At 37.5% G+C, this 22,368-nt stretch carries 26 protein-coding genes; 17 read left to right on the top strand and 9 right to left on the bottom strand.

Translation table 11 applies throughout. From position 1 onward, the window contains the following. Window positions 1–66: 66 nt before the first annotated feature. Both A9178_RS10595 and A9178_RS10590 read right to left on the bottom strand, forming a co-directional pair. On the bottom strand, window positions 67–993 hold the full coding sequence (locus tag A9178_RS10595) for an IS3 family transposase (RefSeq protein ID WP_231889811.1): 927 nt from the start codon (window positions 991–993) through the stop codon (window positions 67–69). Further along, a complete protein-coding gene (locus tag A9178_RS10590) occupies window positions 894–1,460 on the bottom strand; it encodes a helix-turn-helix domain-containing protein (protein ID WP_068673912.1) in 567 nt (188 codons plus the stop codon). Before A9178_RS10590 ends, A9178_RS10595 begins: the two co-directional genes overlap by 100 nt. Before the next feature lie 188 nt (window positions 1,461–1,648). Between A9178_RS10590 and A9178_RS10585 the strand changes: the two genes are divergently transcribed. From A9178_RS10585 to A9178_RS10575, 4 genes are read left to right on the top strand one after another with little or no spacing between them, the layout of a single operon-like run. After that, window positions 1,649–2,980, top strand: a complete 1,332-nt coding sequence (locus A9178_RS10585; protein ID WP_068675067.1) for a cytochrome ubiquinol oxidase subunit I — start codon at window positions 1,649–1,651, stop codon at window positions 2,978–2,980. Beyond that, window positions 2,977–3,999: a cytochrome d ubiquinol oxidase subunit II gene (locus A9178_RS10580; RefSeq protein WP_068675066.1), complete on the top strand. Its 1,023-nt coding sequence runs from the start codon at window positions 2,977–2,979 to the stop codon at window positions 3,997–3,999. The genes A9178_RS10585 and A9178_RS10580 overlap by 4 nt, the downstream gene beginning before the upstream one ends. Window positions 4,000–4,012: 13 nt before the next feature. Further along, window positions 4,013–4,150 carry a cytochrome bd oxidase small subunit CydS family protein gene (gene cydS, locus A9178_RS19155; RefSeq protein ID WP_197482179.1) on the top strand — a complete coding sequence of 46 codons (138 nt, stop codon included), beginning with the start codon at window positions 4,013–4,015 and terminating at the stop codon, window positions 4,148–4,150. A 5-nt stretch (window positions 4,151–4,155) separates the two neighbouring features. Beyond that, the gene (locus A9178_RS10575) at window positions 4,156–4,374 is read left to right on the top strand and encodes a hypothetical protein (RefSeq protein ID WP_068675065.1); all 219 of its coding nucleotides are present in this window, start codon (window positions 4,156–4,158) and stop codon (window positions 4,372–4,374) included. 54 nt (window positions 4,375–4,428) lie between these two features. Here the strand turns inward: A9178_RS10575 and A9178_RS10570 are convergent, their stop codons facing one another. Further along, on the bottom strand, window positions 4,429–5,757 hold the full coding sequence (locus tag A9178_RS10570) for an IS3 family transposase (protein WP_068674021.1): 1,329 nt from the start codon (window positions 5,755–5,757) through the stop codon (window positions 4,429–4,431). A 550-nt stretch (window positions 5,758–6,307) separates the two neighbouring features. Between A9178_RS10570 and A9178_RS10565 the strand changes: the two genes are divergently transcribed. From A9178_RS10565 to A9178_RS19325, 5 genes are read left to right on the top strand one after another with little or no spacing between them, the layout of a single operon-like run. Then, complete coding sequence (locus tag A9178_RS10565) at window positions 6,308–7,225, top strand: ATP-binding cassette domain-containing protein (RefSeq protein ID WP_068675064.1); 918 nt, start codon at window positions 6,308–6,310, stop codon at window positions 7,223–7,225. Beyond that, on the top strand, window positions 7,218–7,991 hold the full coding sequence (locus A9178_RS10560) for an ABC transporter permease (protein ID WP_068675063.1): 774 nt from the start codon (window positions 7,218–7,220) through the stop codon (window positions 7,989–7,991). Before A9178_RS10565 ends, A9178_RS10560 begins: the two co-directional genes overlap by 8 nt. A 10-nt stretch (window positions 7,992–8,001) precedes the next feature. After that, window positions 8,002–8,673, top strand: a complete 672-nt coding sequence (locus A9178_RS10555) for a response regulator transcription factor (RefSeq protein ID WP_068675061.1) — start codon at window positions 8,002–8,004, stop codon at window positions 8,671–8,673. Window positions 8,674–8,691: 18 nt separating this feature from the next. Further along, a complete protein-coding gene (locus A9178_RS19330; RefSeq protein WP_231889824.1) occupies window positions 8,692–9,132 on the top strand; it encodes a sensor histidine kinase in 441 nt (146 codons plus the stop codon). A 36-nt stretch (window positions 9,133–9,168) separates the two neighbouring features. Then, window positions 9,169–9,585 carry a sensor histidine kinase gene (locus tag A9178_RS19325; RefSeq protein ID WP_231889823.1) on the top strand — a complete coding sequence of 139 codons (417 nt, stop codon included), beginning with the start codon at window positions 9,169–9,171 and terminating at the stop codon, window positions 9,583–9,585. A 317-nt stretch (window positions 9,586–9,902) separates the two neighbouring features. On the opposite strand, the gene A9178_RS10545 is transcribed toward A9178_RS19325, so the two are convergent. Next, window positions 9,903–10,559, bottom strand: a complete 657-nt coding sequence (locus A9178_RS10545) for a GntR family transcriptional regulator (RefSeq protein ID WP_068675059.1) — start codon at window positions 10,557–10,559, stop codon at window positions 9,903–9,905. A gap of 362 nt (window positions 10,560–10,921) precedes the next feature. Between A9178_RS10545 and A9178_RS10540 the strand changes: the two genes are divergently transcribed. After that, window positions 10,922–11,941 (top strand): zinc-binding alcohol dehydrogenase family protein, encoded by a 1,020-nt coding sequence (locus tag A9178_RS10540; RefSeq protein ID WP_068675057.1) that lies wholly within the window; start codon window positions 10,922–10,924, stop codon window positions 11,939–11,941. Window positions 11,942–12,052: 111 nt separating this feature from the next. After that, window positions 12,053–13,405, top strand: coding sequence for a gluconate:H+ symporter (locus A9178_RS10535; protein ID WP_068675055.1), 1,353 nt, complete (start codon window positions 12,053–12,055; stop codon window positions 13,403–13,405). Window positions 13,406–13,432: 27 nt separating this feature from the next. Here A9178_RS10535 and A9178_RS18960 read toward each other — a convergent pair whose 3' ends face one another. Continuing rightward, window positions 13,433–13,744: a hypothetical protein gene (locus A9178_RS18960; protein WP_156520749.1), complete on the bottom strand. Its 312-nt coding sequence runs from the start codon at window positions 13,742–13,744 to the stop codon at window positions 13,433–13,435. Between the two features lie 94 nt (window positions 13,745–13,838). On the opposite strand from A9178_RS18960, the gene A9178_RS10525 reads away from it, so the two are divergent. The 6 genes from A9178_RS10525 (at window position 13,839) to rbsB (ending at window position 19,519) form a co-directional block, all read left to right on the top strand. After that, on the top strand, window positions 13,839–14,822 hold the full coding sequence (locus A9178_RS10525; RefSeq protein ID WP_068675051.1) for a LacI family DNA-binding transcriptional regulator: 984 nt from the start codon (window positions 13,839–13,841) through the stop codon (window positions 14,820–14,822). 1 nt (window position 14,823) lies between these two features. Continuing rightward, window positions 14,824–15,702, top strand: a complete 879-nt coding sequence (gene rbsK / locus A9178_RS10520) for a ribokinase (RefSeq protein ID WP_068675049.1) — start codon at window positions 14,824–14,826, stop codon at window positions 15,700–15,702. A 2-nt stretch (window positions 15,703–15,704) separates the two neighbouring features. Next, on the top strand, window positions 15,705–16,097 hold the full coding sequence (rbsD, locus tag A9178_RS10515; protein ID WP_068675047.1) for a D-ribose pyranase: 393 nt from the start codon (window positions 15,705–15,707) through the stop codon (window positions 16,095–16,097). A 79-nt stretch (window positions 16,098–16,176) separates the two neighbouring features. Continuing rightward, on the top strand, window positions 16,177–17,658 hold the full coding sequence (locus A9178_RS10510; RefSeq protein ID WP_068675046.1) for a sugar ABC transporter ATP-binding protein: 1,482 nt from the start codon (window positions 16,177–16,179) through the stop codon (window positions 17,656–17,658). 1 nt (window position 17,659) lies between these two features. Continuing rightward, complete coding sequence (locus tag A9178_RS10505) at window positions 17,660–18,598, top strand: ABC transporter permease subunit (protein ID WP_082918162.1); 939 nt, start codon at window positions 17,660–17,662, stop codon at window positions 18,596–18,598. A gap of 12 nt (window positions 18,599–18,610) precedes the next feature. After that, window positions 18,611–19,519 (top strand): ribose ABC transporter substrate-binding protein RbsB, encoded by a 909-nt coding sequence (rbsB, locus tag A9178_RS10500; RefSeq protein WP_068675044.1) that lies wholly within the window; start codon window positions 18,611–18,613, stop codon window positions 19,517–19,519. Window positions 19,520–19,714: 195 nt separating this feature from the next. On the opposite strand, the gene A9178_RS10495 is transcribed toward rbsB, so the two are convergent. The 4 genes from A9178_RS10495 to A9178_RS10480 all read right to left on the bottom strand — a co-directional run bounded on the left by A9178_RS10495 (window position 19,715) and on the right by A9178_RS10480 (window position 22,326). Next, window positions 19,715–20,224 carry a YfiT family bacillithiol transferase gene (locus A9178_RS10495; protein WP_068675042.1) on the bottom strand — a complete coding sequence of 170 codons (510 nt, stop codon included), beginning with the start codon at window positions 20,222–20,224 and terminating at the stop codon, window positions 19,715–19,717. 42 nt (window positions 20,225–20,266) lie between these two features. Next, window positions 20,267–20,728 (bottom strand): DinB family protein, encoded by a 462-nt coding sequence (locus A9178_RS10490; protein ID WP_068675040.1) that lies wholly within the window; start codon window positions 20,726–20,728, stop codon window positions 20,267–20,269. A 132-nt stretch (window positions 20,729–20,860) separates the two neighbouring features. Further along, complete coding sequence (locus tag A9178_RS10485) at window positions 20,861–21,484, bottom strand: hypothetical protein (protein WP_068675038.1); 624 nt, start codon at window positions 21,482–21,484, stop codon at window positions 20,861–20,863. Window positions 21,485–21,552: 68 nt separating this feature from the next. Beyond that, window positions 21,553–22,326, bottom strand: coding sequence for a hypothetical protein (locus A9178_RS10480; RefSeq protein WP_068675032.1), 774 nt, complete (start codon window positions 22,324–22,326; stop codon window positions 21,553–21,555). Between the last annotated feature and the right edge of the window lie 42 nt (window positions 22,327–22,368).

The raw sequence follows: 22,368 nt of genomic DNA, 5'->3' as shown, positions 1-22,368 counted from the left end.
TAAGTTCAGAGACTAGGAAATAATGGGACGCGGGACTGATGTGACCCCTAAAAGTTAGAGTTTTTATTAAGCTGCTAATTGGTTGGAATGAATGCGGTATTGAACCGGACTCAATCCAGCCAATTTTTGCTTGATACGTTTGTTATTATAGTAATCTATATATCTCTCAATCTTGTCTTTTAATTCTTCAAAAGAACACAATGCTTCTCCATGATACATCTCTTGTTTTAGTAAACCAAAAAAGTTTTCCATTGGTGAATTATCTAAACAATTTCCTTTTCTCGACATACTTTGGAAAATCTTATTTTCTTTCAGTTTTTTTACCCACTTATTATGTTGATAATGCCATCCCTGATCGGAATGAATTGTTGTTCTATATTTTGAGTTCTTCACGATTTCTAGGGCTTCCTCTAAGGGTTTCATCGCAAGTTCTAAAGTCGGACGTTTACTTACTGCAAATGAAAGAATTTCAGCGTTAAACAGATCCATAATTGGATTTAAATATAATTTTATTCCGTTCGCACATTTAAATTCTGTGATATCCGTTGTTAATTTTTGAAGGGGCACATTGGTNTGGAATCGACGATTAATACGGTTTTTCGTAACCTTCCCAACTGTACCTTTGTATGAACTATACTTACGTGTTTTTCTCCAGAACTTGTTTCCTTTAAGATTTAGTTTGTTCATAATACGCTGAACCTTTTTGTGATTTACGTAGTACCCTTGATTTTCCAATTCTAGTTTAATACGACGGTAACCATAATTTCCGTTATGTTCATCAAAAATGGATTGAATAAGCTCTTCTAATTCCAGATCTTGGTTCTCCTTCTTCATCATTTTGATATGATAATGGTAAGACGATTCAGGAATACCAACAACCTGTAAAACATCTTTTAATTTGAATTCTTCTTTGAGTTCGAATGATAACGCTGCTTGTGCTTTTCGAGATAGCCTTCCGGATCTATCTGAAAAGCTCGCAACTTTTTTAGGTATTCTAATTCCAAACGAAGAAGCTCGTTTTCTCTTTCCAATTTTTGTTCGTATGTCATTTCTTTTTCATTAAACTTTTTATTTTTATTACGTTTAGATGCATCAGACATGGATGGCCATCCTTTCTTTTTAGACAGGCCTCCAACCCCACCTTCCCGATAAGCCTTCTTCCATGAAGCTATTCGAGTAGGTACCTTCATTCCAAAATGAAGGGCTGCTTCCATCTCTGAAGAACCTGTTCTCTCTATAAATCTTAATACATCCAGCTTAAATTGAACAGAGTAAGTTTCTATGTGTTTCTTAGCTTTTAGTCCTTCATCACCGAACTTTTCATATAATTTAATCCATCTATCCACTTGTGATTTTGACTTTATACCATACTTTTTGGCTAAAGGTCTAATTCCCAGATATCCTTCTTGATACTCTTTAACTACTTTAAGCTTCAAACTATCGCTATATTTTTTAGTCATCATAAACACCCCAAAAGTTAGTTTTTCACTCTAACTTTTGGGGTGCACTACAGACCTGTCCCCATGGATATGTCCCCATGGATACCATGGATAATTAATGAATCTTCGTACAAACTACATATGTGGAAGAATTATACTTTCTATTCGAATGGCTTACGAATGTGTAGGTTAAAGGAGGGTTCGCTAACATGCTTTTTGATGATCCGGTGTTGGCTAGCAGATTTTTAACACTAATGACACTAACTTTTCACATTATTTATGCAACCATTGGAGTTGGAGTACCGTTATTTATTATGATTGCACACTGGATTGGTATTCGAAAAAATGATGAACACTATATCATTATGGCAAGGCGTTGGTCGCGTGGGTACCTTGTAACCGTTGCGGTTGGGGTTGTGACCGGTACTATTATTGGACTTCAACTTTCCTTGCTTTGGCCGAATTTCATGGAATTAGCGGGGCAGATTATCGCATTGCCTTTATTTATGGAGACATTTGCCTTTTTCTTTGAAGCGATTTTCTTAGGCATTTACGCGTATACATGGGATCGTTTTGATGACCAGAGAAAACATTTTCTGTTGTTAATTCCAGTCGCTATCGGTGGAGGAATGTCTGCGTTTTTTATTACGATTGTCAACTCGTTTATGAATTCACCGACAGGATTTGAAATGGTGGATGGTGCGCTTGTTCATGCGAATCCAATTGCGGCGATGTTTAATCCTGCCATGCCAACGAAAGTATCCCATGTCGTTGTAACTGCCTATATGACCGCTGCCTTTTTATTAGCGTCGATTGCGGCATTTAAGTTAGTGAAAGGCTCCAAACATGTTTATTATAAAAAGGCATTATACTTAACGATGAAAATTGGACTAATCTTTTCCATTGCTACAGCCATTATTGGCGATTTTTCTGGAAAATATCTTGCTGAATATCAGCCGGAGAAACTAGCTGCGGCAGAGTGGCATTTTGAAACGGAGGGAGGAGCACCTTTAGTTATGTATGGATTTTTAGATGAAAATCAAGAAGTCCATTATGCCATTAAGCTTCCCTATTTGCTGAGTATTCTCGCACATAGTAACCCAACAGCGGAAGTGATTGGATTAAATGAATTTAAACCAGAAGAAACCCCGCCACTCGTTGTTCATTATTTCTTTGATCTAATGGTCACGATCGGAGTATTTTTATTAGTACTTTCCCTTATTTATTGGATTGGCATCAAGCGTCATTGGGTCTTTGTAAAATCTACATTATTTAGATGGCTGATTGTATGTAGTGGCCCATTAGCGTTTCTTGCAATGGAATTCGGTTGGTGGTTAGCCGAAGTGGGAAGGCAGCCGTGGATACTGAGGGGAATTATGACCGTAGATCAAGCAGCAACAACAAGTGATTATGTCGATGTCATGATTATTTTATTTGGTTTATTATATATCATTTTAGGGGTTGGAACCGTTGTGGTATTACGCCGAATTTTTAAAAATAATCCAATTGAAGCAGAACTAAAAGGGACTGATTCACCATGAGTTTAGAAATCTTAGGAATAACGGTACTTTGGGCATTCCTCTTTGGTTATGTCATTATCGGCTCCATTGATTATGGTGCGGGGTTTTTTAATGCGTACAGTATTATCACTGGAAAGCAACATATTTTATCAAGGATTATTCAACAATATTTATCACCAGTATGGGAAATTACTAATGTGTTTTTCGTGTTCTTTTTTGTTGGGATTGTTGGCTTTTTCCCGCAAACAGCTTATTACATTGGAACGATTTTTCTTGTTCCGGGAAGTATTGGCTTGATACTTTTAGCTATTCGAGGGTCCTATTATGCATTTGAGACGTATAGCTCTAAAGGTCATAAAGGGTATGCATTTATGTACGGATTAACTGGACTTTTGATTCCAGCCTCTTTATCGACAGTTCTTGCCATTTCAGAGGGTGGATTTGTTTACCTGGATGGTGGGGGAAATCCTGTGTTGGATTACACCGCGCTTTTTACTAGTCCACTGTCATGGTCGATTGTGGTGTTAAGCATTGTTGCTGTGCTATATATTTCAGCGGTTTTTCTGACGTGGTATGCCAATCAAACGGGGGATGTGGCAGCAACCAATTTAATGAGAAAATATGCATTAATCTGGGCATTGCCGCTTATTATTACCGCTGGTGGAATTGTTTATGAGTTAAGTTTTCATAACCCAAGTCATTATGAGCGAATCATGAACTTTTGGTGGATGTTTGGAGTATCTTTCGTTTTATGGGCGCTCACGGTTTGGTTGATTTGGAAAAGAAAAAATTATGGAACAGCAGTTTGGCTTTTAATTGGACAATTTTTGTTCGCCTTTTATGCTTACGGTATATCCCATTATCCATATATACTCTATCCGATATTGACGATCCATGAAGGATTTACGAACCGTGCGATGGCCATCTCTCTCGTTATCGTATTTATTCTGGGATTAGCATTACTTATTCCATCGCTTTATCTTGTGTTCAAATTATTTTTATTTAATAAGGAATATGTACAGGGCAAATATAAAAAATAGGAGTGGCTGACCCATGTTTGAAGACTTTTTAATTTTTATTGCTCCATTTCTTGTTGTCATTGTATCCATCATTCTATCCTTCTTAGTCGCCTTATCCGATTCACCTGAATTGGGGACTAGGGGACAGGTCCATCGTCCCAAAAGGAGGTGATAATAGTGGGAAAAGATAATCAAGAAAAACTCACAGAAAAAATCAATACAAAACTTGGTGGAATGGGTCTTTATGGAACGACATCCAACGCCGAAGTTGCTGGATACAAGACTTCTGGAGACATTGAGAATGCTGGCCAATTAGATAAAGGATTCCAAAGGGTGGAAGAAGAAGATATTTCAGCTACAGCTTCCATTAAAGAAGGCGATCAAAAGGAATATTAGAGGGAGGAGCTGGTTAAACTGGTACCCATGTCAAGGACACTATAAAAAAAGAGATTAAGCAATTAGAAGATGATTCCTATATTGAATAGGGGTCATCTTTTTTAGATTCCATTGATAACGATAATTGTTATAATAAACCATATAATGATTAATTTTAGATTTTAGTTCTTTTAGTGTTTTACAAGATTGATAGTTTACCTCATCTTTTAAATGACCAAAGAAGGATTCTTGAGGGGCATTGTCCCAACAATTGCCTTTCCTAGACATAGATTGGCCTAGACCATATTCTTTTAATAACTTTTGGTATTGTGGACTCGTATAGTGACTTCCTTGATCCGAGTGGATATAGGCATCTTCATGTAGGGTAATTTTCTTGTTGTTGACTAATTTYTGGATTGTCTTAGTTGCGATGTCTAAAGTAATTCGATCAGAAACGTGATAGGCTAGGATTTCATTTGACGAAGCATCTTTTACGGTAGACAAATAAGCCATACAATTACCACTATATGGCAAATAAGTAATGTCAGTTAATAACACTTTACCTGGAACACCTTGCTTAAATTCTCTGTTTAACTTGTTTGGAACAACCTGATGCTCCTTGGTTGCTTTAGCGATTTTTTTGTATGGATTTGGTCTTCTATGAGGGCAGACAATTCCATATTTCCTCATGATTCTTTGGATCTTTTTACGACTAAAGACAATGTTATATTCATTTTCCAATATCATTTTGATGGAACGTGATCCTTTCTTATACCCCCGTCGATTAAATGCCTTTAAAATYATTTCTTTCGCTTCTAAGTCCAATCGCTCTCTTACTTCTCTATAAGTAGATGCCTTTAGATAGCTATAATATCCAGAACGGGAGACCTCCAAAAGGTCACAAAAATACTTCGTCATTCGCTTATATTGATTTTGTTCAATAATCTCGTAAATTAACTGATATACTTTACTTGGGTCTAGATTTTCGCTTGCGTTTAGCAGCCTCCTTTCTGTCACTTCTAGCTTTTTTAATAGTTCAACTTGACCCTCCAGTAAATTAATCCTTGCTTCCTGTCTTTCAATGATTTCGGACGGAGTAAGTTCCCGTTTTAACGGTCTGCCAGAACTTGTTTTTCTTGTATCTGTAAGCCCCAATAATCCATCCTTTTCATAAGCCTTTTTCCATCTATAGGCTGATTGTTCAATTCGCTTCATTCCTATAACATCGACATCAAATCCGTTCTCAGTAAAAATCTTTCGCGGGAGTTTTCCGGCTAAATACTCATCCATAAATCTATTTTTAAATGCATCAGTATATGTAATAGCTCGCTCGCTAACACGTTGTACATTTGGATTCTTTTGAAGTGTTTTTATCTCTTTAGTTGAAAATGTTATCTTACTCATGTTGTCACCTATTCCCCATATCTTGAAATTCAAGTATATAAAAAAATACCTATAGATTAAACACTTTTTTTAAAGTGTCTTATCTACAGGTACCAGTTTAGGTGATTCAGCTCCTTTTTAATATGGACTGTTGAAACACAATCGCCTCCATGAGTGCCGAATGCCTGATGAATCCATTGCGCTCCGCAACTCATCCCCCCCATGAGTGCCGAAAGCCCGAAAAATCCACCGCGCTCCGCAACTCATCGGTCTTTTTAAAAATAATTACTAATTGAAAAGCGGATCTTACTCCACCTGTGTAATATGTAATATGTGAGCTATTAAATCCTAATAGATTCCCATTTCTGCTATGATACCGTTACCCATCATGAACAATTAGTAATTGAAGGAACCTCCCCTTATGTCTTAATTCATGTGTGGGACGATGGACCTGTCCCCCTGGCTCATGTCCCCCTGGCTCTATTCTTTACACTTTCTTTATACTTTCTGGTCTAATTATTTATACTTACCGCTTATTCTAAATGTATCAACATTGAAAGGAAGATAGTGTATGTCGGAAACGATTCTTAAAGCAACAAATGTTTCGAAAATATATGGTAAACATAAAGTGCTTGATAAAGTGTCTATTGAAATAAAACGAGGGATGATTTATGGCTTAATCGGGGAGAATGGCGCAGGGAAATCGACATTCATGCGCGTGATTATGGGATTAATTAGGATGGATGAAGGAGACGTTGAGCTGTTTGGAAAAACGGGTAAGAAGGGGTTACAACATGCGAGGAGAAAAATGGGACAATCCATTGAAACGCCTGCGCTTTACCCGGAATTAACGGCTCGAGGAAATCTGCAAGTCCAGGCGGCAAATGGTGGTGTTAGTGAACGAGGGATTGATGATTTACTTCATTTGATGAATCTCAAGGATACAGGTAAGAAGAAGGCCAAGAACTTTTCTTTAGGAATGCGTCAACGTTTAGCGATTGCTTCCACACTTATTACAAACCCTGAGTTCTTAATTTTAGATGAGCCGACGAATGGACTTGATCCATCAGGCATTGTAGAAATGCGTGAGATTATTCAACGACTAGTGACGGAGCGTGGAATCACGGTCTTACTTTCGAGTCACTTATTAGACGAGCTTTCACAGATCGCTACACACTACGGCATTTTGCATGATGGAAAAATTATTGAAGAATTTTCAAGGGAAGAGCTTGCACGCGAAACTCGTCAATACATTGAATTAGAAACATCTGAGGTACAAAAAGCAGTTGTTGTGTTAGATGAAATGGGGATAAGGGATTATGAGGTGATCAATGGAACTGAAATCAATATCTATGAACAATTAGATGATGTTGCGTCAATTAATCGTTCGTTGGTCTTAGCCAATGTGAAGGTTTCTCGAATTGGAACAACAAGACAAAAACTCGAAGATTACTTTTTGCAACTAACAGGAGGAAACGCCCATGCTTAATCTTTTAACAGCTGAAAAAATAAAAATATTTCGCAGTAGAAAACTATGGATTGCCCTGGGCATTTTATTTTTACTACCTCTCATCCAAGTTATGAACAGTCAATTAACTGTAAATTATGGAACAGAACTTGTTCAAGCCAAGGATACGGTTATTAATGGAGCGACAGGTATTCTAATGATGGAAAAAAACGGATTAACTATTTTGCTAGTCATTAGCGCTTTTATTAACTTCTTTATTGGGGAAGAATTTCAAAATGGAACAATTCGAAATACGTTGTCCTTAGGTCGGAGTCGCACGCATTATTATTTATCAAAATTTGTGATTGCTGCATTCGTTTCCCTTGTTGGAGTAATCGGCATGACTGCAATTGGTATGATTAGCTTTTCCATAGTATTTGGTTTTGGTGAAGTTGCTGAGATTGGCAATTATTTTAATTATGCTATAAAAACGTTTAGCACACTTTATTTATTAATTTTGGCAAATGTATCTATTTATGTGATGATTAGCTTTATAACAAAAAATAGTAGCTTCGCATTAGTTTGGAGTTTTCTTTATACCATTGCAACAGGATTTCTCCCTGGAATGTTCCTACAAACCGAACATTTTAAACAAGTGACAAACTGGTTTACGGAAACATTCCTATTCTATTCAGATTTTGCAAAAGATATCGCTCAATTTCCCAAGATGGTATTAGTTAGTCTCGTTACGATTGTGTTATCATCAGCTTTAGGAATCCTTTTGTTTAAACGAACAGATATAAAGTAGGTTGATGGCTATGGCAACGATATTAATCATTGAAGATGATATAGCGATTCATTCCCTTATTAAAGAAGCATTAATTTTACACGATTTCAACACACTAAGTGCATACTCTGGGACGGAAGGGAAATTGTTATTTGAACAAAATCAAGTAGATGTCGTGCTCTTAGATTTAATGCTTCCAGGGTTGAATGGAGAAGAGTTCTTGCAGGAGATTCGGCAAAAATCAACCATTCCTGTGATGGTGATTTCAGCAAAAAATGATCAAGATTCGAAACTGGAGCTTTTGATGAATGGAGCGGATGATTACATCACAAAACCATTTGATGTAAAGGAGCTACTTGTACGAATTGAAATTCAACTACGCCATGCGACAAAGGCTTCATTCAGCGAAATAAAAGAAATTCATTATAAGAATGTCAGTGTAAACATAGATACGCGTGAGGTGAAGGTTGATGATCAAACGCTTCATTTAACTGGACGTGAATACGCAATTCTACTTCTATTTCTAGAGAATCCAAAAAAGGTTTTCAGTCGCGCTAATATATTTGAAAGTGTTTGGAATGAACCGTTTTTAGCGAATGATAAAACGATTAATGTGCATATTAGTAATTTACGAAATAAACTCAATTCGGATGACACAAACTACATTCAAACGGTATGGGGCATAGGCTTCAAATTTGATTGACGAAAGGGCGTGAATGTTATGTGGGGCTGGATATTTGTCTTCCTAGCATTGGCGCTTCTTTTTTATATTTACTTCTTAAAGCGAGAACTTCGAAAATTGAAACACGAGGTCAAAGAGCTTCCAACTCGTGCTAGTTTTGGCAGTAGGCTATCCCTTGATTTTCGTGATAAGGCATTGCTGGATTTAGTCGATGAATTAAATCAAATGGTTGATGCTTTTGAAGAAAAAAGTTACCAGGCCAAAAAAATGGAAGAGAATGTGAAGTTGTCTATCGCTGGGCTCTCTCATGATTTGCGAACCCCGCTTACGTCTATCAAGGGTTATGTTCAACTCTTAAATGAGACGTCAGATGAAGCGAAGCGGATGCACTATTTAAAGATTATCGAACACTCTGTCCAACGGCTAATGGAAATGACCGATCATTTTTATGATTTAGCACGCATTGAAACGAACCAATAAGAAATAGAATTATCATCGATTTCTCTCTCCAATTTAGTGGAAGAAACCTTTTTATCCTTTTATGAACAATTGGAAGAAAAGAAAATTGAACTCCATTTTCCCGAACAAATAAAGGACACGAAAATTATTGCGGATCACTTTATGCTTACACGTGTCATTCAAAATGTTATTCAAAATATACTACGTTATGCCAATAGTAAAGCGGTTATCAACTATAGAAATGAACGAAATAATGTCATTTTTACTATTAAAAATGACATTAAACCGGATAATAAGGTCGCGGTTGAAAAAGTATTTATGCGTTTTTATACAGAAGTTACTAGTAGAACGAACACCGAAGCAAGTGGGTTGGGCCTTTATCTGTCTAAAAAATTAGTTGAAAAAATGAATGGGAAAATGGATGCGGAATTGAATGGCAATTGGTTCATACTTAAAATCCAGCTTCCGCAGTGAGCCGGGGGGACAGGTCCCGCGTCCCATTAGAGCGACTTTCATTAGTAGATGGTGAGAGTCGTTTTTTTCACGGATAACAATGCCGATAACCAGTAGGTGGTTGCTGATATATGGATGCTGAGTACTGATATCCTTCTCACAAGTACCGATATCATGATTAGGAATGCTGATATCTTTTTTATTAGTACTAGGACCAGTAGATGCCTAAACTAAACTATCCTGAGCAAGACTTTTAATAGTGGATAGTGATAAATTGTAGTAATTGGGCCAGTTTTAACCAATATTAGCATTAGAGCAGGTGGGACCTGTCCCACCTGTCACACTTCCCAGTGCAATTTGGCTTCTGTTTTTATGCTTTCGATGTGCTCTGTGATGGCATCTGAAAAACTTGGTAAGTCACGATTTTTCATAGCTTCATATAATCGTGAGTGATCTTTATGCCTTTTGAATGTGCTTTCGAGAGAGGTAGAATGGACAATACGAGATAAGGAAACATGCGTATTTAATGACGAAAATATCTCTTTTATTTTATTATTATCTGTCCAGTCTATTAAAGTTGAATGAAATTGCATATCTAACTTATTATACGAATCAAAATGGAAGGGGGAAACTTCAAGTAACGAATCCATTTCCTGAACCATTTTTCCCCATTGTTCTATCTTTTTATTTGAGATCGTGTGCACTATTTGCTTAGCAGCCCATAATTCAATCATTAATCGTGCATCAAGAACTTCGATAAATTCAATGAAATTCAATTCTGTAACATAAGTACCTTTACGAGGGATGATTTCGATTAATCCATCATAAACGAGTTGATTCACTGCGTCCTTAACAGGAGAGCGACTCACCCCAAATTCCTCAGCTAATTTATGAATATCTAGTTTTTCACTAGGCATGTATTCTCTGGCAATTATTTTACCACGCAGTACGTTATATACTTGCTTTGTTAAGAGAGAGGTTTCAATTTTAGACATGTTGTTGTTCCCCTTTTATAAGTAAAGACTTTTTCTATTTTGTGAATAATATTATTATATAGTGCTTTCATTAAAAAGAAAACGCCTACTTTTTTCTTATAAAAAGTGTTGACTCATTTATATAAATATTGTATTGTATTAAACGTGATATGTGAAATGTTACATGTTACATTTTAAAATTATAAAAGAAAACGGTTCCTATATGTTGTTAGATATTTCTATTAATTAGATAGGATCTAGTAATAAAAATGGAAACATTTAATCTAATAAACTATGGTACGACAATATGTTTTACTCGGATTCTTTTTATCATGTGATGAAAAGGATTACATCGGGATAGTAAAACCTAGGAGGAATAGACAATGAAAGCCATTCGCATACCAGAAGCAAACATCATTGAAGTATTGGACGTAGAAGAACCAAATATAGAACAAACAAATGAAGTAAAAGTAAAAATAAAAAGAGTAGGTATCTGTGGTTCCGATATGCATATTTATCACGGTACGAATCCACTTGCAACGTATCCTAGAATTGTTGGACATGAGGTAACTGGAGAAATCGTTGAAACCGGTTCCGAGGTGACTCGCGTAGCTGTCGGTGATCATGTCGTCATTGAGCCAATCACTTATTGTGGTGAATGCTACGCATGTAAAAGTGGAAGACCAAATGTATGTAAGGAAGTTTCTGTGTTTGGTGTCCATGAAGATGGAGGTATGAGAGAGTTTGTTACACTTCCAGAAACACAAGTGCATAAAGTAGATTCCGAGATTGATTGGGATGAAGCGGTTATGGCTGAACCTTATACAATCGGTGCTCAAGCAACTTGGAGAGGCGATGTTAAGGAAGGACAAACTGTCTTTATTCAAGGAGCAGGGCCAATCGGTATTACTGTTTTAAAAATGGCTAAATTACGTGGTGCAACGGTTATTATTTCTGACTTTACGAATGAACGTTTAGAATTTGCAAAAGAAAATGGAGCAGATTATACGATTAATCCAGCAGAAGTGGATGCAAAAGCTAAAATAAATGAAATTACAAATGGAGAAGGTGCGAATGTTATTATCGATGCAGTTGGAATTCCTCAAACCTTTGAGTTAGCTGTTGAAATAGCATCGCCAGCAGGAAATGTAGTGACACTTGGATTTAATGAAACACCATCATCCATTGCTATGATGCACATTACGAAAAAGGAATTAACGATAACTGGATCAAGATTACAAACGAACCAATTTGGAAAAGTTGTAGAATTAATTAATTCAAAACAATTAACTCATAACGGACTTGTGACACATCGGTTCCACATTAGTAAAGCAAAAGAAGCATTTGAGTTTATTGAGAAAAACCCGGATAAAGTAAGAAAAGCAGTTATTGAATTTGAGTAATTTAAAAAACATATAGCCTTACGTTCCGCTTTGAAGGTTATTTGAAAAAATTGAATTGGATTCGTTTTAGGGAGAAAAAGACAACAAGTATAGCAAGGGAGAGAGAAAGACATGCCATTAATTATTACAGCATTAGGTATTTTATTATTACTAGTAATGATCATGAAATTTAAGATTCATACTCTCATTACATTGGTAGTGGTTTCCTTCCTATTAGGTCTAGGATTAGGAATGCCGGTTAATGAAATTATGGGATCGATTGAAGCAGGTTTAGGAAGTACGATAGCGAGTACTGGTTTGATCTTTGGTTTTGGTGCGATTCTAGGTAAATTAATTGCAGACGCTGGTGGCGCACAGCGAATTGCAATGACGCTAATCGATAAATTCGGGGAAAAACGTGTACAATGGGCAGTTGTTCTTACCGCATTTATTTTAGGTATTGCATTGTTCTTTGAAGTAGGTCTTGTATTATTAATTCCAATCGTTTATCAAATTGCAAAACAAACAAAAATTTCCTTCCTATGGTTAGGATTGCCAATGGCTACTGCGTTATCTGTAACACACGCATTCTTGCCACCGCACCCGGGGCCAACTGTTATTGCTGAGCAATACGGTGCGAATATTGGTATGGTGTTAGTTTACGGTATTATCATTGCAATTCCAACCATTATTATTGCGGGTCCAATTTTTACTAAATTTGCTAGAAAATTTGCTCCATCAGCATTTGAAAGAGCCGGAGAAGGTAGTATTGCTAAACTAGGAGCTGCTAAAGAGTATAAATTAGAAGATACGCCTGGATTTGGTGTTAGTGCATTAACAGCATTATTCCCAGTAATATTAATGGGTGTCTCTACTATTGTTACCTTGGTTCAAAAGGGAGCAGGTTTAGAAGACAATTTATTTTTTGCAATCATAGAAACATTAGGTAAACCATCTATGGTTATGTTACTTTCTGTATTGTTAGCTATCTATACAATGGGGATTGCTCGTAAGATTCCAATGGATGATTTGATGGCGTCTGCAGAAGGATCTGTAAAAGCAATCGGTATGCTTTTACTTATTCTAGGTGTAAGTGGTTCGCTAAAAGAAGTACTAATGGACGGTGGAGTTGGTGATTATGTAGCTGTATTATTTGCCGATAGTACAATTTCGCCATTGTTCCTTGCTTGGTTAATTGCAGCAATTATCCGTCTAGCTCAAGGTTCTGCAACTGTATCTGCACTGACTACAGCTGGTTTGGTTATTCCAATGTTAGAAGGTGCGGATGTAAACCTAGCGTTAGTTGTGTTAGCAACAGGTGCTGGTAGTATTATCGCTTCACACGTAAATGATACCGGTTTCTGGATCGTTAAAGAATCCTTTGGTTTAACGATGAAAGAAACATTTTCAACCTGGACCGTACTCGAAACATTAATTTCTGTATGTGGACTCGTGTTTGTCCTACTGTTAAGTATATTTGTATAGAAGAGAAATGAGGGCAGGTCCCTCGATCTAAAAAAGCGCATTAATGAGACAGGTAATCTGTCCGTTAGTACGCTTTTTTACTTGTAGATTTTGAGAATTGCTCCTTGAAATACTGATATGTTGCTCGCAATCGCTGATATCTTCATCCTGTGTGCTGATATCCAGCCCGCGATTGCTGATATTTTCGTCCTGTGTGCTGATATCCAGCCCGCGAACGCTGATATCATCATCCTGACTGCTGATATCCAGCCCGCGAACGCTGATATCATCATCCTGACTGCTGATATCCCGCTCACAATCGCCGATATCTTCACCGTGACTGCTGAAATCCTTTCCCAACCGTCTCGAAAAAAATATATCGACACGTCTCGACATTTTAAAATGAAAGTGGTAAACTAAATGTGTAACCGGTTCCAGATAGGGGTTGGATGTTATGGCGATAACAATTCGTGATGTGGCGAAAGAGGCTGGTGTTTCGGCTGCGACCGTATCACGGGTACTAAATAATAGTGGCTATGCGCATGAGGATACGAGAAAAGCGGTATTGGATGCGATTCAAAAATTAAATTATAAACCGAATGAAGTAGCTAGGTCTTTATTTAAACAAAAGTCCAAATTAATCGGTTTAATCCTCCCAGATATTACGAATCCATTTTTTCCGGCATTAGCTAGGGGTGTGGAGGATCATCTTCGGGAGGAAGGCTACCGATTGATTATTGGCAATAGTGATGAGCAATTAAAACAGGAAATCGATTACCTTGATACGTTTATCCAACATAATGTCGTTGGGATTATTGCTTCTGTCAATGAAGCCCATAGTGATATGCTCAAAGATTTAAAAATACCAGTAGTTATGCTAGATCGAACGATAGAGAATTTGCCCGCTGTGTATGCGGACCAGTTTGAAGGGGGCAAGTTAGCTGCTGAGAAGATATTGGAACTTGGAAGTAAGGAAATTACAATTATAAGAGGCCCGGTTGAGGTGAGGCCTGTTTATGAGCGTTTCGTTTCTTCGTTTCAAACGTTAAGGCAGGCAGCTGTGAAGATAAATGTATTGGATTCCGAGCTTACGTTTCAAGGGGCGAGTAAATCGGTGAAAATGCTGTTTGACGCATACCCGAACACAGATGGAATTCTTGCCTGTAATGATATCGTTGCTGTTGCGGTCATGAATGAAGCGCAGCGGGCTGGGCGAAAGGTTCCTGAGGATGTTCAAATCATCGGTTATGATGATATTTCTATATGTGAACTTGTTTATCCGGGGTTATCAACAATTCGCCAGCCTGCCTATGAAATGGGCGCGAAAGCTGCGGAAATCATTATTAAAAAAGTAAATCGGGAAATTTTACCATATATACATTGTAAGTTACCCGTTCAATTTATAGAAAGAGAGTCGACAAGAAAGGTAGGAAAATAAGATGGTAAAAATTGTAGTAGTAGGAAGTGCCTCCATGGATTTAGTCGTGACGGCTGACAAAAGGCCAAAAGCTGGAGAAACGTTAATCGGAGAATCGTTTCAAACGGTTCCAGGAGGGAAAGGAGCCAATCAAGCAGTGGCAGCAGCAAGACTAGGTGCTACTGTATCCTTGATTGGACGTGTTGGAGAGGATGCATTTGGTAAGGAGATTGTTGAGAATTTAAAAGAAAATGGTGTTTCTGTAAACTATGTGGAACCCGTTCCACATTTAGCTTCTGGTACAGCACATATCACGCTCGCTGAAGGAGATAACAGTATTATTTTTGTGAAAGGTGCAAATGATGAGGTGATCCCAACATATTTAGAGAAAGCTGTTTCAACCATGCGGGAAGCGGATATGATTATGGTTCAACAAGAAATTCCAGAGGAAACGGTCGAATACATTGCTGACTTTTGCAAACGATTTAATAAAAAATGGTTACTGAATCCGGCGCCTGCACGGAAGATAAGTGACAAGGTCATTGAATCTGCAACGTATCTTACACCGAATGAGCATGAGTTTACCGTTATGTTCGGTGAAGAAATTCGTTCTGAAGTACTCTCTCGTTATCCCAATAAGTTATTCATTACAGAAGGAAAAAATGGGGTTCGTTATTTTAATGGAGTAAGTGAAGAAATTGTTCCGTCCTATGTTGTAGAACCAGTAGATACAACGGGAGCTGGGGATACCTTTAATGCAGCTTTTGCAGTTGCCGTTGCAGAAGGGAAAGCAATAAATGAGGCACTAAGATTTGCGAATCGTGCAGCATCCATTTCAATTACGAAGTTTGGAGCACAAGGCGGTATGCCGACTAGAGAAGAAGTGGAAGGAAACTTTTAACCATGAAAAAGCATGGAATTTTAAATAGTCATATAGCAAAAGTATTAGCAGATTTAGGTCATACCGATACGATCGTTATTGGCGATGCGGGACTACCCGTTCCTGATGGGGTGTTAAAAATAGATGTCGCATTAATACCTGGCACCCCATCTTTTCAAGAAGTGGTGAAAGCTGTCGCCAATGACATGGTTATTGAAAAGGTCACCATCGCGGAAGAAATAATAGAGGCTAATCCCAAGCAACATGAATTTATGAAAATGCATTCTGATTGGGAACTAGACTATGTAACACATGAGCAGTTTAAACAAATGACAGCAAATGCGAAGGCTATCATTCGAACAGGAGAAACGACTGCTTATTCGAATTGTATCTTACAAGCTGGTGTCTTTTTCTAGCAGATTCAAGAAATAAGTGCAACGAAGCGTTTTATAACGCATACTGAATGCCGAGTTTACTAAAAAGAGGGTGAACCATATGCAAATTTTGATGGAAAATATTCACAAGGCCTTTGGTGCGAACAAGGTTCTTGAGGGAGTAAATTTTGAATTAGAGCCTGGGGAAATCCATGCACTAATGGGCGAAAATGGTGCGGGAAAGTCAACGTTAATGAATATTTTAACGGGGCTTTTCCATCAGGATCAAGGAAAGATTACGATTGATGGGAAGGAAACTAAGTTTAGCGATTCTAAACAAGCAGAAGAAGCTGGACTCGCCTTTATTCGACAAGAGTTAAATATTTGGCCACAAATGACTGTTTTAGAAAATTTATTTATTGGAAAAGAGAAACGAAATGCACTAGGTGTTTTAAAAGAGAAGGAAATGAAAACGTTAGCAGATGATGTTTTCAAACGGTTGAATATTTCCATTCCCTTAAATAAGGAAGCTGGAAAATGTTCGGTCGGTGAGCAACAAATGATAGAAATAGCAAAAGCACTCATGCTTGATGCGGAGGTCATTATTATGGATGAGCCTACCGCTGCCTTAACGGATAGAGAAATTAGAATGTTGTTCAAAATTATGAAGGAGCTTACGGCAACTGGTGTTTCCCTTGTCTATATCTCGCACCGAATGGAAGAAAACTTTGAGATGTGTGATCGCATTACAGTCATGCGTGATGGTGTGTCTGTGGCAACTTCTTTCATTAAGGATACTTCTTTTGACGAGATTGTAAAACAAATGGTTGGGCGTGAGTTAGAAGATAGATACCCAGAACGAAATCCTAAATATGGGGAAACCGTAATGGAAGTGAAAGGATTAACAAGAGCAGGTGTTTTTGAAGATATCCATTTTTCCATAAAGGAAGGAGAAATATTAGGGGTATCTGGTTTAATGGGAGCTGGACGAACAGAAATTATGCGTGCATTATTTGGAATTGACCCTTACGATCGTGGAGAAATAATTATGAATGGAAAGCCCATTTCAATTAAAAATCCTTCAAGTGCAGCAAAACAAGGTTTAGCTTTCATTACGGAGGATAGAAAAGATGAGGGATTAGTTCTCGATTTTTCGATACGTGAAAATATTGCCTTAACGAATTTAGAGAGTTTTGCCCCAAATGGAGTTGTGAAAGAAAAGGATGAGAAACAGTTTGTAAACATGATGGTTGAGCGGCTAAAAGTGAAAACAGCGTCTCATGAAACAAAAGCTGGCAATCTATCAGGGGGGAATCAGCAAAAGGTCGTTATTGCAAAGTGGGTAGGTACGTCGCCTAAGGTTTTAATAATGGACGAGCCTACTAGGGGAATTGATGTTGGTGCGAAGCGTGAAATTTATAATCTGATGAATGAATTAACTGAAAGAGGTCTCGCAATCATCATGGTTTCCTCAGATCTTCCAGAAGTATTAGGAATGAGTGATCGAATTTTAGTCATTCATGAGGGAAAAATCTCTGGTGAATTGTCTAAAGAAGAAGCTACACAGGAAAAAATTATGACGTTTGCTACAGGAGGTAATTAAAGTGAAAACATCAAAGCTATCAACGATTTGGAATAAATTTATTCCTCTATTGGCGCTAGTCGCGCTAATCGTAGTTGTTACGATATTAAATCCATCGTTTATAGATCCAGCCAATATTATGAATCTATTGCGCCAAATATCTATTAATGGGCTGATTGCGTTTGGGATGACTTTTGTTATTTTAACAGGTGGAATTGACTTATCCGTTGGGTCGATTCTTGCTCTAACAAGTGCTCTTTCAGCGGGAATGATGGTTGCCGGAGTAGACCCGATCCTTGCTATTATTATTGGTACAATACTTGGGGCAGTATTTGGAGCACTTAATGGTTTGTTAATCGCAAAAGGGAAATTGGCTCCATTTATTGTAACCCTTGCAACGATGACGATTTTCCGAGGACTAACTCTTGTTTATACAGGAGGTAAACCAATTACTGGACTTGGGGATTCGTATGCCTTTCAATTATTCGGTAAAGGTTATTTTCTAGGTATTCCTGTTCCAGCAGTAACGATGATTCTTGCATTTATTATTTTATGGTTTATGCTTCATAAAATGGCATTCGGGCGTAAAACGTATGCACTAGGTGGAAATGAAAAAGCAGCACTTATATCTGGTATTAAAGTGGATCGAGTGAAAGTAATGATTTATTCCATCAGTGGGATGATGGCAGGGTTGGCTGGGATGATTCTTACTTCTCGTTTGAACTCTGCCCAGCCAACTGCAGGTCAAGCATATGAAATGGATGCCATTGCTGCAGTCGTTATTGGTGGAACAAGTCTTGCGGGCGGTAAAGGACGAATTGCTGGTACATTTATCGGGGTTTTAATTATCGGTATTTTAAATAATGCGATGAACTTACTTGGTATTTCATCCTTCTATCAACAAGTAGTAAAAGGTGTCGTTATTTTAATTGCGGTATTACTAGACAGAAAGAAATCATAAGAGGTGAAAAAGATGAAGAAGATAATCACAATCGCAATGGTCTTGATGATGGTCTTTTTATCAGCGTGTTCGATGGAAAGTCCATTTGTTAAGGACAGTTCCGGTGATGATGGAAATGTAAAAATTGGCTTAAGTATTTCTACGTTGAATAACCCATTCTTTGTTTCGCTTCGTGATGCGATTGTTGCGGATGCGGAAGCAAAAGGATATGAAATTATCGTTGTTAATGCACAGGACGACGCAGCAACAGAAATTAGTGGGATTGAAGATTTAATTCAACAAAACGTGGATGTTCTCTTAGTGAATCCAACCGATTCTGCAGCAGTATCTTCTGCCGTTCAATCAGCAAATAATGCAGGTATTCCTGTTATTACGATTGACCGTTCTGCGGATAAAGGGGAGGTAGAAACGCTCATCACTTCAGACAACGTGGCCGGTGGAGAAATGGCAGCTGATTTTATTTTAGAACATCTTGGTGAAAATGCAAAAGTAGCGGAAATTGAAGGGATTGCAGGTGCATCTGCAACGAGAGAACGTGGAGAAGGATTCCATAATATTGCGGATGAACAGCTTGACATTGTCGCAAGTCAACCAGCTGACTTTGACCGTACAAAAGGATTAACCGTAATGGAAAACACGCTGCAAGGAAATGGCGACATTCAAGCGGTATTTGCACATAATGATGAGATGGCGCTTGGTGCGTTAGAAGCCATTAAAGCGGCTGGTAAAGATATCGTTGTTATCGGTTTTGATGGAGTAGAAGATGCAATTGCTTCCGTTGAGGCTGGTGAACTTACTGCAACGATTGCCCAACAACCAGACCTCATGGGACAAGAAGCAGTTTCCACAGTAGAAAAAGTGCTTAACGGCGAAGAAATAGAAGAAGTAATCAAAGTACCATTGGAATTGAAGACAAAATAGAGCCTGGGGGACAGGTTCCTCGTCCCACTTTATTGGGGGCTGTTATTACTGTAAGTTACAGTAATAACAGCCTTTTAATCTAGAACTTCCATTTTGTTAATGTTGTTGCATTGCAAGGTTAAGGGCGTTAATAGACTTGTAACTTTAGTAATGCCATGCAGTGTGCATTAGCTAAACCAATCCTAAAATAAGATGCTACTTTGACAATGCGATTTTTATATGGGCCAAGTGATGCTCTTCATGCCAAGCCAATTTCGCTACCTTAGTTGCCACTGTTATTTTACCATTTATCTGATGAACAAAAGTTCGGTCTAATTGCTCTTTGGTTAAACTATGGCCCAAAGATACGATGCGTTTATTTATTCCTTCCAACATTTTTATAGAACATTCTACGGGAAGATTCGTATCCGGTTGAATGGCCCACTTTTCTTCATCAAAAGCTGGTACGGTTGGATTATCATCTGTTAAAGCCAGCTTCAAACGTTGATACATGTTCAACTGTGAATCAGCAATATGATGAACAAGCCCGCGAACCGTCCAGCTGCCATCACGATAAGTTTTGCTTAATTCCTCATCACTTAAAGAGTCGACAGTTTCTCCTAATCGAATCGTGTAAGTTTCAATTTGCTTTAACCATTCTTGAATATTTTCAAATGTTACCTTTTCGGGTACTTGTAATTTGCCAATTGGGTATCTTACATCCATTTTCAATCCCCTTTTCCCTAACCTTTAATTCAATTCAATACATTATTTTATTACTTGAGTAGCTTCAATCATTCGCTTAAGTGATTGTATTTGACCTAAATGCATCGCTTCATGGAAAGCCCCTGTTGCAGCTAATTCTCCATATGTCTCATTACCCAGGAATCTTTTTGGTAGTTTTTGATTGAATGCTTCGCTAGGAATCTCTTTAACTCGTACAAGTTGCTCGTTTAATTGTTCGACCAATGTTTCTACCTTAGGAATATCGCCTGCCCAGTCAGCTGGTTTTGTACCAGGGCCAAAAATTTTACTATAATTTGCTGGAAGCTTTTCTTGACCTTTGAAGAAGAAGTGCTCAGTTACAACTAGGATATGACCCACTTGCCAATGAATGTTGTTATTGAATCCTGTTGGAACGCTCTCCAAAACTTCAGGTGAAACACCTTCTAACGTTTGCGATAAAGCCTTTCTTGTTCTCGCAAATTGACCTTTAACTAGTTCGCTCATTTAATGACCTCCTAATAAAGTTACTCACACCTAATATATCGAATTTTCTGATATAAGTCTACGCATATGGAGCCAGAGGGACAGGTCCCGCGTCTCAAATACACAGCTCCATGACCTCCAAAAACTAATTGATTACCTTCTTTTTAATTCCGTTCTTCTATGGAGTAACTCATTAATTTTCAAAACATGATTTTCTATTTCGGAAATTGAAACCGCGTCACTTGCTTCTAAATTCGAGAGCTGTTTTTTTATATTGATTAAATAAGTACTAATGTCATTTTCCAAGTGAATGACAGATCTATTTCCATATCCAAAATCCGTTTCAATTTTTAATCTTTCTTCTAAACGCTTCACTTTTTCTACTAAAGGTTTTAGTTGCGCATTTTCTTCTTTATCCATTAAAAGTTCTAAAGCACTAGCTATTTCAAGTACGATATAATATGCTTGCTTTCCTTTAAGTATAGAAACAGGATTAACATCTGGTCGGCTTTCCTGTATATGTTTCCCAACAAAAAATAGGGATACAACAAAGGAAATAAATAATATAGATATAACTACGATATTGGAGAGGACTTTACCTAAAGGTGTATCCCATAAGAAAGCAAAAACGTCAAAATAGTAGAATACTCCAATTGCCAGTATTACAAATGGAGCTAGATAGATAATAAAGCTAGATTTCTTTTTCTTTGGGATAGTATCATCGTAATAATAATCTTCTAGTTTATAGCTTGATTCATTTAAATCTTTATCCAGCATCCCTTTCCAAGTCTCCTTCTTAATAAAATTGCCCCTCTATAAATAGAAGGGCAGCTATCTTAATCGTATTAAACCGCTTTTTTCTCACGTAACAGATTGCGCATTGCTTTAATTTTTTCTTCTGTATCCGTTACATCCATATTACCTTTTTGCTCATTCATAACGGTATTATCGCGAATATAGGCATTAATAGATGTTCCACCAGACGTTGTTAATGTAAATGATTCTACATCTCTTTCTAGATTGTTATCCGTTACTTTTGCCTTACCGAATAACGATCTTCCACCTAATAATGCTTTATTATTTGGTTCTAGTTTGATTCTTTCTGATCTAGTTGCTACAGATACAACATCTCTATAGAAATATTCGTCTGTTGTTTCCACGAAGTGATTTCCTGTAAGAAGATCAATAACACAAGTGTAAGAGTACACTTGATTTTCACTGAAAAAGAATACAACACCCTTGATTACAGATGCTCTTATTTCACTATCTTTCCCTTTTTTATAGTAGAATTTAGTATCTTGATTTAAAAAATGAGGGTATGGACCATGAACGACGATTGGTTCAATTAAACTAACCTCTTCTTCAATTAACCCAATTTTATGAAGTCCTTTTTTCTTCAGTTCCTCTAACTCTTGAGAAATTAACTGGTCTACTTGTTCGTCTGTAGCTGGAGTTTTCAAAAAGAAGGTGAATGCAAGCCACCCACCACCCGCTAATAATAAAATAATACCAAACGTTGGTACGGAAGAAATTAATAATAATCCTATAATTGCTACAATAAGTGCTTTAATTGAAAAATGTCTTTCAAAATAGTTTTTTACAAGCTTACGATCTACCAAAACTATTTACCTCCCTAAATTAATCCATAATGGTTGTCGTTT

Origin of the sequence: Oceanobacillus sp. Castelsardo (assembly GCF_001659985.1) — a bacterium.
In the GTDB taxonomy this organism is placed as follows: domain Bacteria; phylum Bacillota; class Bacilli; order Bacillales; family Amphibacillaceae; genus Oceanobacillus.
Note: the sequence above shows the minus strand (reverse complement) of the source record. Positions and strands in the feature narration are given on the sequence as shown.

Bases quoted from the DNA above. Each gene is read 5' to 3' on its own strand.
- A9178_RS10560 (WP_068675063.1), top strand. From the start codon at position 7,218: ATGCTTAATCTTTTAACAGCTGAAAAAATAAAAATATTTCGCAGTAGA.
- A9178_RS10540 (WP_068675057.1), top strand. From the start codon at position 10,922: ATGAAAGCCATTCGCATACCAGAAGCAAACATCATTGAAGTATTGGAC.
- rbsD (WP_068675047.1), top strand. From the start codon at position 15,705: ATGAAAAAGCATGGAATTTTAAATAGTCATATAGCAAAAGTATTAGCA.
- A9178_RS10590 (WP_068673912.1), bottom strand. From the start codon at position 1,460: ATGACTAAAAAATATAGCGATAGTTTGAAGCTTAAAGTAGTTAAAGAG.
- A9178_RS10555 (WP_068675061.1), top strand. From the start codon at position 8,002: ATGGCAACGATATTAATCATTGAAGATGATATAGCGATTCATTCCCTT.
- A9178_RS19330 (WP_231889824.1), top strand. From the start codon at position 8,692: ATGTGGGGCTGGATATTTGTCTTCCTAGCATTGGCGCTTCTTTTTTAT.
- A9178_RS10535 (WP_068675055.1), top strand. From the start codon at position 12,053: ATGCCATTAATTATTACAGCATTAGGTATTTTATTATTACTAGTAATG.
- A9178_RS10525 (WP_068675051.1), top strand. From the start codon at position 13,839: ATGGCGATAACAATTCGTGATGTGGCGAAAGAGGCTGGTGTTTCGGCT.
- A9178_RS10485 (WP_068675038.1), bottom strand. From the start codon at position 21,484: ATGCTGGATAAAGATTTAAATGAATCAAGCTATAAACTAGAAGATTAT.
- rbsB (WP_068675044.1), top strand. From the start codon at position 18,611: ATGAAGAAGATAATCACAATCGCAATGGTCTTGATGATGGTCTTTTTA.
- A9178_RS10585 (WP_068675067.1), top strand. From the start codon at position 1,649: ATGCTTTTTGATGATCCGGTGTTGGCTAGCAGATTTTTAACACTAATG.
- cydS (WP_197482179.1), top strand. From the start codon at position 4,013: ATGTTTGAAGACTTTTTAATTTTTATTGCTCCATTTCTTGTTGTCATT.
- A9178_RS10490 (WP_068675040.1), bottom strand. From the start codon at position 20,728: ATGAGCGAACTAGTTAAAGGTCAATTTGCGAGAACAAGAAAGGCTTTA.
- A9178_RS10495 (WP_068675042.1), bottom strand. From the start codon at position 20,224: ATGGATGTAAGATACCCAATTGGCAAATTACAAGTACCCGAAAAGGTA.
- A9178_RS10510 (WP_068675046.1), top strand. From the start codon at position 16,177: ATGCAAATTTTGATGGAAAATATTCACAAGGCCTTTGGTGCGAACAAG.
- A9178_RS10580 (WP_068675066.1), top strand. From the start codon at position 2,977: ATGAGTTTAGAAATCTTAGGAATAACGGTACTTTGGGCATTCCTCTTT.
- A9178_RS10545 (WP_068675059.1), bottom strand. From the start codon at position 10,559: ATGTCTAAAATTGAAACCTCTCTCTTAACAAAGCAAGTATATAACGTA.
- rbsK (WP_068675049.1), top strand. From the start codon at position 14,824: ATGGTAAAAATTGTAGTAGTAGGAAGTGCCTCCATGGATTTAGTCGTG.
- A9178_RS10565 (WP_068675064.1), top strand. From the start codon at position 6,308: ATGTCGGAAACGATTCTTAAAGCAACAAATGTTTCGAAAATATATGGT.